The organism is Microcoleus sp. BM001215392, assembly GCF_036700185.1.
Classification (GTDB): Bacteria; Cyanobacteriota; Cyanobacteriia; order Cyanobacteriales; family Microcoleaceae; genus Microcoleus.
In genome coordinates, this window is sequence record NZ_JAUBOJ010000306.1 from 1 (window position 1) to 9,679 (window position 9,679).

At 44.3% G+C, this 9,679-nt stretch carries 5 protein-coding genes; 1 reads left to right on the forward strand and 4 read right to left on the reverse strand.

All coding sequences use genetic code 11. The features are described 5' to 3' along the window. Nucleotides 1–125 precede the first annotated feature (125 nt). Nucleotides 126–1,421: a hypothetical protein gene (locus tag QT974_RS25515; protein WP_333471207.1), complete on the reverse strand. Its 1,296-nt coding sequence runs from the start codon at nt 1,419–1,421 to the stop codon at nt 126–128. A gap of 642 nt (nt 1,422–2,063) precedes the next feature. Between QT974_RS25515 and QT974_RS25520 the strand changes: the two genes are divergently transcribed. Further along, complete coding sequence (locus tag QT974_RS25520) at nt 2,064–3,794, forward strand: NAD(P)H-quinone oxidoreductase subunit 4 (protein WP_333471208.1); 1,731 nt, start codon at nt 2,064–2,066, stop codon at nt 3,792–3,794. Between the two features lie 451 nt (nt 3,795–4,245). On the opposite strand, the gene QT974_RS25525 is transcribed toward QT974_RS25520, so the two are convergent. The 3 genes from QT974_RS25525 to QT974_RS25535 form a co-directional block, all read right to left on the reverse strand. Beyond that, nucleotides 4,246–5,970, reverse strand: coding sequence for an NB-ARC domain-containing protein (locus QT974_RS25525; RefSeq protein WP_333471209.1), 1,725 nt, complete (start codon nt 5,968–5,970; stop codon nt 4,246–4,248). A gap of 438 nt (nt 5,971–6,408) precedes the next feature. Next, nucleotides 6,409–8,382: an ABC transporter ATP-binding protein/permease gene (locus tag QT974_RS25530; protein ID WP_333471210.1), complete on the reverse strand. Its 1,974-nt coding sequence runs from the start codon at nt 8,380–8,382 to the stop codon at nt 6,409–6,411. Nucleotides 8,383–8,593: 211 nt separating this feature from the next. Further along, nucleotides 8,594–9,451: a DUF1361 domain-containing protein gene (locus QT974_RS25535; protein WP_333471211.1), complete on the reverse strand. Its 858-nt coding sequence runs from the start codon at nt 9,449–9,451 to the stop codon at nt 8,594–8,596. Nucleotides 9,452–9,679: the final 228 nt, after the last annotated feature.

Below are 9,679 nucleotides of genomic sequence, written 5' to 3' on the forward strand. Positions count from 1 at the left end.
CTAGTCCCAACCAAATAGAGCGTAGTAAGGTAGGAATTTTTAGGCAGTTTACCCTAGCCTCGTACAATCAAAGTGGTAGTCGCTAACACCGTTCTAGTTTGATTGCACACCTCAAATATTACTACTTAAGGCTTTTTAAGATTGAGCACAGCCTCTGATAGGTGGCGCTTGATTGCTTTTAATGCCACATTTCGGGCAGCATTTAATCCAGAGTGAGCCTTGTACCCACCAACAGTCGCCACTAATGCAGCTCCAGGCTGATAACCCTCAAATCCAAGTAAGTCAGGCGGAAACTTAGCTCCTCTCCAAAGTGGCTCTCCCCACGGACTAAGACGGCTCGTATTCATCGGGCTGACGCGAGTTGTCAGAATTGCATAATCTTGATACGCAATTCGCTTGACTTGCTCAAAAACCTTTCCCTTGAGCCAGTAGGCGCGTTTTTGGTTTGATCTTCTAGAAAATTTGCCTTTTTGGGGACGAAGATTACCTAGATGTTCAAAACTAATTACATCCACTTTCCAGTGCTTTGCAAACTCAACAAGCTTCCTTGCAACAGCCCTAGAAAAGTCAATTTCTCTAGCCGTTATTGAGTCCCATTTCGATTTCGCAAAGCCACGACTTACTATTTTGGTTTGTCTCATTTTAATGGCAATTCGTCCTAGATCCCGCTTCCTACGAGCTACATGACGCGACTGGTTGATCAAGTGTCTAGCGAGCTCAGTCGTTTCGCCTCTGTCGTTGGTTTCTAGAACGGTTGCAATGACAATAAACTTGTCGAGATCCATGTCAATCCCGCAGGTTCTAAATGCGGTTTTAGACATGAGTCCCTTTATACCTCCAGTTGCAGGGACATACTTTTCCAGCGGAAAAACCAGCCACAAAGAACCGTTTTGTACCTGAATTCTTGGAGAACCTTTTACCCATTCCGTCGAAATAGCAGGACATTGGTATTGGTGCTTGATCCACTTCCATGAATCACCTACTCGCATTTTCAAAACAATGGAGAAGCCATCATCCTCTTTCCACATCCCTGAGTCGTACTGCGGGTTAAACCGGAACACTCTAGGGTGAACGGGGGGTTTGTGATGCCTCATTCGATTCGGACGATTCAACCATTTTTGATAGGTTGAATTCCAGCTTTCGTAAGCGCCGATGGCTTGTCGGATTGCGGCTCTTTTTAATGGAGAAGGGAAACCATTGATAAACTGATGACCAGCGGTTAGTAGTTCGTAGAATCGCCAACCACCATTAGACTGAACCGGAATGCTAACGCCTTGAGGATTTTCGGCAATTAACAGGAAATAAAAATGCACTACTTCGTTATAAGCATCTTTGGTTTCCTGCATATCAAATTTTGAGCGAATTAATTTCGCTTTAACTGATTTGGTGGCGATTGAATATCCTTTTTGGCGTTTGAGCATTTCACAATGATATTGCAATATACTCCGATTCGTCAATAGGTTCCGAAGACTTTTTGTCGGCCGTTATTTCTTCTTTGCTAATGGTCTTTGTATCGTCGCAAAAAGTAAAGACGACTACTAAAGCAGTGCATAATACTCATGAAATCCTGCATCAATTCAGCGTAAATAGATACATCACTGAAACGATCCGATATATAAAGAAATACTCCAGTATACTCCAATATTCTGTTTTCTAGTGATTAGACTACTACAAATGCGATCGCTCGCAGCGATCCCAAAATTTGTAACGGGACTCCAACAAAAACTGAGACAAAAAAGGCTTCAAACCCAGACATATTAAAGACTTTTAGCTCCAATGTGCCTGACTCCAGTATCAATCATGTTTCAGGCAGTTTTAGGTCATAGACCTCACGCTCCTTGCCCACAGACGTTTTCAGCCACTTTAGAAGCTAGAAAATGTTTAAGTCCCGCTCATAACTTCTAACTAAAATTAACTGCTAAAGTTCTTGACATTTGTGGCTATGTGTGGTTTAGTTTGCAGTCCCCATATTTGGATAAAAAAATATTTGTAAATGTTAAGTTTTTATTAAATTAAGTATTATAATTGTGATAACTTCCAACTAAGTATTTATTCTCAATATCATGATAGCGGATCAATTTCCTTGGCTGACCGCAATAGTCATGCTACCCCTCGTAGCTTCCCTCGCCATCCCTTTTATACCCGATACAGACGGCAAAACTGTGCGTTGGTATGCCCTGGGCGTAGGCATTGCAGACTTTGTATTAATGTGTTGGGTGTTTTGGACGCACTACGATCCAAGCATCTCTACTTTCCAAATTGTCGAGAAATATTCCTGGATACCCTCTTTAGGCCTCAACTGGTCTGTTTCGGTTGACGGATTGTCGGTTCCGCTGGTGTTGTTGGCGGGATTGGTGACGACGCTATCGATTTTTGCTGCATGGGAAGTCGATCGCAAGCCAAAACTCTTCTACTTCCTAATGCTGGTGATGTACTCGGCACAAATCGGAGTATTTGTCGCCCAAGACATCATGTTGCTGTTCATTGTCTGGGAATTAGAACTAATTCCGGTGTACTTGCTAATCTCGATTTGGGGCGGACAAAACCGCCGCTACGCAGCTACCAAATTCTTGATTTACACCGCCGGCGCTTCTATCTTTATTCTGATCGCTGCCTTAGCAATGGGATTCTACGGCGGAGGAAACGTTACCTTCGACATGGTAGAACTGGGCTTGAAGGACTATCCGCTAGGTTTAGAAATCCTACTTTATGCCGGATTGTTTATTGCCTTCGGCGTCAAACTGGCGATTTTCCCCTTCCACACGTGGCTACCTGATGCCCACGGTGAAGCATCTTCTCCTGTGTCGATGATTCTGGCCGGCGTGTTGCTGAAAATGGGCGGCTACGGACTGATTCGCCTGAATTTAGAACTTCTTCCCAAAGCACACGTTTATTTTGCACCGATTATGGCGGTGCTCGGCGTAGTTAACATTATTTACGGCGCGCTGAATTCCTTCGGCCAAACCAACATGAAGCGCCGCTTGGCGAATTCGTCGATTTCTCACATGGGATTCGTGTTGTTGGGTATTGCTTCCTTCACGGATTTGGGAATCAACGGGGCGCTGCTGCAAATGATTTCCCACGGTTTGATCGCCTCAGTATTGTTTTTCCTAGCTGGCGTGACTTACGATCGCACCCATACCATGATCATGGACGAGATGGGCGAGATTGGCAAAGTAATGCCGAAAGTGTTTGCCTTGTTTACGGCGGGCGCGATGGCTTCTTTGGCACTCCCTGGGATGAGCGGTTTTGCTAGCGAATTGTCAGTGTTTGTGGGCGTCGCAACTAGCGATATGTACGGTACTTCTTTCCGCGCAGTAATAGTGTTCCTGGCGGCAGTGGGACTGATTTTGACACCGATTTATTTACTCTCGATGCTGCGACAGTTATTTTATAACTGTGGAACATTGGCAGCTTGCGATCTTGAGGATCTAAATTTGCAGAATCAGCGAAACAATCTGGATGAAGCGGTTTGTTTCGGTAATAGTTGCGTTTTGCCTGGTGATGCACCGTTTATCGATGCTCAACCTCGCGAAGTGGCGATCGCATTTTGCTTTTTGATCCCGATTGTCGGCATTGGTTTTTATCCGAACATGGCGATGCAGGTTTATGACGCGAAGACTGTGGCTGTTAACGCCGAAGTCCGCCAGTCTTACACCCTCATCGTTCAACAAAATCCTCAGATTTATGCAAAGGGATTTTTGGTTCCCAAAATTGCACAGGCTCCAGCAGTGCCTGCTTTGGGCAAAATTACCGGGTCTGAATCTGCATCGGTTTTGGGTATTGTCAAATAATCTTATCCAATTCTGTTGTTTCTGAAAATTGGGCGATTGCTTTTGTTAAAGGGCGATCGCTTTTTTGTGGCCCAAGCAAGAAGGCAGAACGAAGCGTAGGGTGCGGATACATCGAAAATTCCTCAGAAAAAATCGACAATCTGATAGATCGGCACCTTAGACTTCTTGCACTCCCAAGCTTTGCGATCGCGAAATTATCTGCGTTTATCTGTGTCGATCTGCTTTAGATCTGCGGTCGATCGGCTCGCATCAAAGATTTCTGCAAGAAGTCTCTCATACCATTTATAAAAACTATTGCTACAAAACAATTTTTTGGGTTGTTTGCTCAACTATCCTGTAAGGTGCGTCGCCCTGCGATTGTCGCTGGAAATGAAAATTTTTTTATGACGACACACCCTACAAATACTGTTGCATTAGTTTTCACGATCGATCTAATTTGCCGACCACAATCTTAGCGCCGAATTTCTGCAATAATCTGCGCTAAATTTTCCCTCGCATATCCAACCTCAAGCATCGATTTATCTGCCAAATTCGAGGCAACTTTCGTCAGGATAGTTAGCGGTTCTTCAAAGCCTGCATTTTTCATAAACAACACTTGCAGTCGATTTTTTACTAATTCTAAAATAGAAATAGATCCCGTTGCTTCGATTTCTTTTTCTCGCTCCATACTCTGGCTGAGATTATGAGTTTTTAACAGCCAAATTCTTTCTATTCCTTGCGTATTAATTGTTTCTAAAACTTCCGCAAAAATTCCATCGACTAATCTTTCGCTGACATATTGCACGATTAAAGGCTGAAGCATAAAAACAGTTTCGCCGCCCTGAATCATTTTTTCAATCAGCGAGCGACGACCCAGAGAATCGAGATTTTTTAACAAATCCGAAAGCGACAAATCGACCAACATCTGCTCTCGTAAAGTCGCCAGGGAAATCGGACTTTGAGCAATAGCCAGCCTGTAGGAAATCTCTTGTTCCGATCTCGACATTCGATCGAACTGCTGCGCGAGCAGATTGCTGATGCGTTCTTCTATAAATAATGCCGTCGCTGCCAAAAATTTGCCAATATTCCCCTCAAAAAAATCGTTAATCGTGGTCGCCACAATCTTTAACGCTAACAGATTGCCTCCGTACCGAGTTAACAATAATTCCCATTCTCTGTCTTGAGGAAATAAGCCTTTTTTTTGGAAAATTTCGCGGGAAATTTCATCAGAAATACCAGGCTTTAAAGACCGCACTTTGTCTCCCGCGAGCAAACTCAGTTCTGTAGGTTCTTCTGCACTAACTAAGACAAAACAGCTCTGGTGGTTCACCTCACAGAGCCGTACAATTAAATCTGCATAGCCTTCGCAGCCTTCGCGGTAATGTCCTGCTAGTTCTTCGGGTCGCAGCACTGCTTCAAAATCGTCTAAAATCAGCAGACAGCGCTGCTTGCGCAGGTACTCGACTAAGCGCGAAATTTGGGCGTTGAGGTCGATCCTGTTCGTTGATGAGCCTCCCGTAGGGGCGACCTGAACTAATGGCCGATCGGGTTTTTGTTGGTTAGAAAAAAGTTGAATTAAGCTCGCGAGGAAGTCCGACGGAGTGTCTGCCGATCGCAGCGAGCGCCAAATCACAAAATCAAACTCCTGCTGTACTTGTTTTGCAAACTCCACCGACAAAGTTGTTTTACCGCTACCAGCTAAACCGAGCAGGGCTACGACGCGACAATTATCGGACACTATCCACTGCTTTAAAGTAGTTAATTCTTCAGTCCGCCCGTAAAAAACCGAGACATCGGGTGCTTGGCCCCAATCTTCATGTCGGCGCCCGTTAGCGTTAGCGAAGCGATCAAACGGAAAGCGATCGAATGCAAAGCCCTCCGAGAGGAGCGGCATTTTGAATAGAGAACCTTTACCTTGGGGACTAAAATCGCTTGTTTCCTGCTCGCTGTGGTATGAAAAAAACAACTGATGTCTCAATTCCGACAACTTTCCAGGGCCGTTCCCCCCAATCTGAAACTTTTTATAAACTTCCCCGAGTCTTTTGCGAACTGCGATGTCGCTAATGCCGAGTTTCGTGGCGATGGAAGCCGTTGATTGACCGTCTAGAGCCATAAACAGTGTCTCTAACTCGGCATCTGTGACACCGCGCTGTTTAGCGATCGTTTGCACAAAGTTTTGAGGAATCGGAGTAGTCAAGGTAGGAATCTCGCCTGTAGTAAAAATCTATCTTCTATTATATTCTTTGAGTTCTCGCGGGCGAACAATTGAACCTGCAAAAGTTCAGCTTGCTTCTGGCTGTTTCGGCTATTTTTGATCGATCGATATCAGCAAGAAGGCAGAAGCCCTTCCTTCGGCTACGCTGACTGACAAGTCTGCTTCGTTCGCGGTAACAAGAAGGATGCAGCAAAAAGACATACACAGCAAGCTTTAGAGCTATTCATCTTTGATGTTTAATTAGGTTTATTTTTCTTACCTAATTATAAGTCTTGACACCTGTTCAAAAAAGCAATGCAACACCAAATAGCCTCCCAACCCTGATAAAATGAGCAATTTTATGTCGGATATAACAACAGCAATAAAATGATTCGGCCGCGGTTATTTATCCGACACGTTCTCAACTTTAGCAGCTTTGTCTCAGCCAAAAACCTGAGTGCTAGCCCGGTATTCTTCTGCTGAAAGCAGCCGCCAATTCCCCTCGCCCAAAAGTTCTAAAACCTGCTCGTGATATTTCAACAAACTCAATCGGTGGCCGACACTCACAAATGTAGTTTTAGTTGCTTGCAACTGCTCGTATAAATGTTGCTCGTTCTTCAAATCCAAAGCACTTGTTGCCTCATCCAAAATAGCATAGCGCGGTTCGGTCAACAACAATCTGGCAAAAGCTAAACGCTGTTGTTCTCCCAGGGACAAAATCTCAGCCCAATCTAAATCCGCATCAAAACCGCCCAATCTGTCAGCCAAATCTGCTAAGTTTACTGATGCCAAAACGCGGCGCAATTCTTCCTCATCAACCTGGCTGGTGGTGTTCGGATACAGAAGTTGCGATCGCAAACTACCCAAAATCATATAAGGACGCTGCGGCAAAAACAGCATTTCTCCCAAGGAGGGCCGCACCAAACGACCCGTTCCCGAGTCCCACAAACCCGCAATTGCTCGCAGCAAAGAACTCTTCCCAGCACCGCTTTGACCGACAATTAACAGGCCTTCACCGGGCTGCACTGCTACCGACAAATCCCTAATCAAAGTCTTTTGATGTTTCGGAGTATCTAAGGTAACGTGTTGCAGCGCCAACTGCGAATCTACTACCACATCTATAGCCGTTTCTCCTGCACGATACACTGCCCTTTCTGCTTCCAAAGTATCTGTAAATACAGTCAAACGATTGATACTAGCTGCAAAAGAACTTAGGGGTTCAATCTGAGTTACCACTACCGAAAAAGCGCCTAAAACCTGACTGAAAGCAAAACCTGCTTGAGTGATATCTCCAAATTGGATTGTATCTGTTTTGTCTGCAAAGTAAGCAGGAGCTAGAAACAAAGCCGGAATAATCACCACAGCATATCCGTATCCCGTTGTAAAATAATCCAGATTTCGCTGCCAGCCAATTAGCAAATTAAAATTGTGGAATACTTCAATAAACCGATGTTTTATTTGCTTCGCTTCCTGCTCCTCACCCCTGTAAAAAGCAATAGATTCAGCATTGTCGCGAATGTGAACCAGTCCGTAGCGGAAGTTAGCTTCTTTTTTGAGTTGGTTAAAATTAAGAGGCACTAATCTTTGACCAAAAATCAGAGTGGCAACCGTCCCCAAGATAGCGTATACAATCAAGAAAATTGAAAGCTGTTTTGAGATTGACCACAGGATACCAGTGAAAGATATAATGTCAACTATTGAACCTAGGATTACGAGCAAAAATGCCAAACTTGTACGAGTAAATGATTTGATATCTTCAGAAATTCGTTGGTCGGGATTGTCAATTTCCTTTTGTGAGTTTATTTCGTAATAAGCCCGATTCTGAAAATACTTGTCCAGGAACTTATCTGTCATCCACTCCCGCCAGTAGAGACTCAATTTATCTTGGATGTAGCGGTAAATTACCACAATGGGAGTGCCTACTGCAAAAACCCCTGCATAAACAAACAGATATTTCCAGTAATTGAGCTGGTCTTTTTTTGCTAGTGCTGTATTAAAAAAGTTACCTACATAACTAATTATCACATTTAGACCGCTGACTGAGAGGGACAAAAAAAGCAGAAAAGTCAATAAAGCCCAAGGCTGCCAGTGCCCAGTCAGTCTGCCTTTGAACCTCATAAAAGCCACGAAAGGAATAATTAGCATTAAAGCTACGATCGCAATTATCGGTGAGTAGATAATTCCTTTGATCAAAGTAGCTAAGCCCGCCGCAACCCCGTTAAAAGCCTCAGGAAAAAAGAGTTGAGCACCCAAACTCACAACACTGACGAGTACAAACATCGCAGCGAATAGAAATATCAACAACAGTGCTACTAATCCTAGAAAAACCCTGCCGCCCCCAGGCTCTAAAGGATAAAAGTAAGGCTGAGCGATCGCAATAAATCTCTCCCACAACTGACGGTTAAATCGATTCATCTTTGCTTTTTACAGAACTACTTAGACTTTTCTAAGATAGCAACTTTTGCGATCCATTGCTCAACTAATTGATTCGAGACTTGAGGGAAAAAATTTGTCAAGGCCACAGACAGATGCTTGTTTCCCGACTCATGTCAGGGAGACTAAAAAAGTTGGGAGTTTAGTTGAAGCTGGCAGATTCATCTGTAGAGTAAAGTCTCAATTCGCGAATCTAAAATCTTAAATCGATGGGTTCGGAAGAAGCCGCGCTGTGTCCGATCGCCTCCGACGGCGATTGACTGCTGTAAAATCGCTGGCTAATCCCCAAAATCACTTGTTTCATCACCCAATACAAAACAGCAATTACTACAAAAGTTGCAGCCATTACTACAACTGGACGCTTACCAATCAAGTCATTCATGACGGTGTTAACCAACGCATCGGGGTTAGTCAGAATGTCCCAAGTGTTGAAGCGGATAAATCGCCCTAAATAAATGCCGATCGCCGAAAGTGCGTGTATAGTTATTTCCGTTGCCAGGATAATTTTACCCCAACCCTGTTGCTTCAGATAGTAACCCAAATTCATCACCGACAGCACGTAAGATCCAAATCCGAGCAGCATAAATACCAGATACTGCGGGATCAAAGCCAGAGTCACAGTCCACACCGAGTGTTCCTGTTTGATCTGCTCGATCAGGTGAATGATATCAGTTAAAACGTAGGGTGCATTGGGTAAAAATGCGATCGACCAGAAAAACCCCCCCCACCAGCGGAGAGAGCGAACTCCGCGTTGTCGCAGTACCCAGATATCAACAGCCATCAGGGCTAGCGTAATCGCGATCGCCCCCAAAAAATAAGTTGTGCCCACATCCTGTACAATGTGCTTGATGTAGGACAAGACATGGCGCGTGCTCGGCAAAAAAGTAGCGCCCAAGAGAATGCAAGTACCCCACAGCAGCCAGCGCGATCGAGGTTTGCGGAACAGCCAAAAACTCAAAGCCAGCGGTACTAAAGCTAAAAACAAATTCCAAGACATCCAGCGGACATTGTGTCCCATTGCTGTGAGCGCTTCCAGGATTAATCCCATCATGTCGGTTTTTATCCAATTAAAGGTTGATGCAGCACCGCTTTCTCAGCAGCTTGAATCTATCTTAGTCGCTCTAGCATTTGGAATAGTTGGCAGTTGACAGTCTGATTTTTAGGGTGTGTGAACTCGCCACTTCTGGCTCCCCACCTGAAAATTCGGGTATAGATCTCTTGCAAAAGTCGAAATGTATATGTAGGGGCGTAGCATTTGGGCGAAAATTTATCGGTTAAA

What these genes read in the sequence shown, in the direction of transcription:
- QT974_RS25535 (WP_333471211.1), bottom strand. Translation starts at nt 9,451, where the DNA reads ATGATGGGATTAATCCTGGAAGCGCTCACAGCAATGGGACACAATGTC.
- QT974_RS25530 (WP_333471210.1), bottom strand. Translation starts at nt 8,382, where the DNA reads ATGAATCGATTTAACCGTCAGTTGTGGGAGAGATTTATTGCGATCGCT.
- QT974_RS25520 (WP_333471208.1), top strand. Translation starts at nt 2,064, where the DNA reads ATGATAGCGGATCAATTTCCTTGGCTGACCGCAATAGTCATGCTACCC.
- QT974_RS25515 (WP_333471207.1), bottom strand. Translation starts at nt 1,421, where the DNA reads ATGCTCAAACGCCAAAAAGGATATTCAATCGCCACCAAATCAGTTAAA.